This is a genomic window from Variovorax sp. P4_D9 (assembly GCF_056401695.1).
In genome coordinates, this window is record NZ_JBFUIU010001426.1 from 1 (window position 1) to 1,408 (window position 1,408).

Consider the following 1,408-nt stretch of genomic DNA (forward strand, 5'->3'; position numbering starts at 1 on the left):
CGGAGATGGCGGCGGAGATGGCGGGCACCGGGTGGTGCTGCTGGGCGATGTCGCGCAGGGGGTCACGGTGCAGGGTGGGCAGAGCGGGTGCTGGCGCGTCGACCTCGACGATCAGCCGGGCGGGGTGTGCGAAGTCGTTTCAGCTTGGCGGCCAGGGCAGCCGGTCTGGCAAGGATCGATCGACGGCGAGCCGGTGGCGATGCAGTTCCGTCGCAGCGCCGATGGCGCCACACTCGCCCATGCCGGCACGCAGGCCGAGGTCCGCGTGCTGTCGGCGCGCGAGGCCGAGCTGCTGGCGTGGATGCCGCGCCGGCAGGAAGCCGCTGCGGGCTCCCAGCTGCGCAGCCCGATGCCGGCGGTGGTGGTCGCGATTTCCGCCGAAGTCGGACAGGCGGTGGCGGCCGGTGATCCGTTGTGCGTGGTCGAGGCGATGAAGATGGAGATCACGCTCGGTGCCGAACGCGCCGGCGTGGTGACGAAGGTCCACGCGGGCCCTGGCGATGCACTCGCGCTCGACGCGGTGATCATCGAATTCGAATGAACATGGACAGAGGGGTGGGTATGAAGATAGGCGTTCCAGCCGAGACGACGCCCGGCGAAGCCCGCGTCGCCGTCACCCCGGAGACCGCGAAGAAGCTGGTGGCCCAAGGCCATGTGGTGCGGGTGCAAACGGGCGCCGGCGTGGCCGCCAGCGTCACCGACGTCGCCTACCAGGCCGCCGGTGCCGAGATCAGCGATGCCGCGGGCGCCTTCGGTGCCGACATCGTGCTCAAGGTGCGCAGCCCCGACGACCCCGAAATCGCGCTCATGAAACCGGGCACCGTCGTCATCGGCATGCTCAACCCCTTCGATGCCGCCGGGCTGCAGCGCCTGGCGACAGCAGGGCTCACCGCCTTCGCGCTCGAGGCCGCTCCGCGCACCACCCGGGCCCAGAGCATGGACGTGGTGTCGTCGCAGGCCAACATCGCCGGCTACAAGGCCGTCATGATCGCCGCCGACAAGTACCAGCGCTTCTTCCCGATGCTGATGACCGCGGCCGGCACCGTGAAGGCCGCCCGGGTCGTCATCCTCGGCGTCGGCGTGGCCGGCCTGCAGGCCATCGCCACCGCCAAGCGCCTGGGCGCGGTGATCGAGGCCTCCGACGTGCGACCTTCGGTCAAGGAGCAGATCGAGTCGCTGGGCGGCAAGTTCATCGAGGTGTCCTATGACACCGACGAGGAGCGCGAAGCCGCGGTCGGCGTCGGCGGCTACGCCAAGCCGATGCCCGCGAGCTGGCTGGCGAGGCAGCAGGTCGAGGTCGCCAAGCGCGTGGCGCTGGCCGACGTCGTGATCAGCACCGCGCTGATCCCGGGGCGCGCCGCGCCCACGCTCATCACCGAGGACATGGTCAAGTCGATGAAGCCGGGCT

At 70.5% G+C, this 1,408-nt stretch carries 2 protein-coding genes; both read left to right on the top strand.

Annotated features, from left to right (window positions below):
• Positions 1-541, top strand: a 541-nt coding sequence (locus AC1DY5_RS55640) for a biotin/lipoyl-containing protein (protein WP_478122707.1), incomplete at its 5' end; no start/stop codon positions are given.
• Positions 542-561: 20 nt separating this feature from the next.
• Positions 562-1,408: NAD(P) transhydrogenase subunit alpha (locus AC1DY5_RS55645; RefSeq protein ID WP_478122708.1), on the top strand; the 847-nt coding region annotated here is incomplete at its 3' end.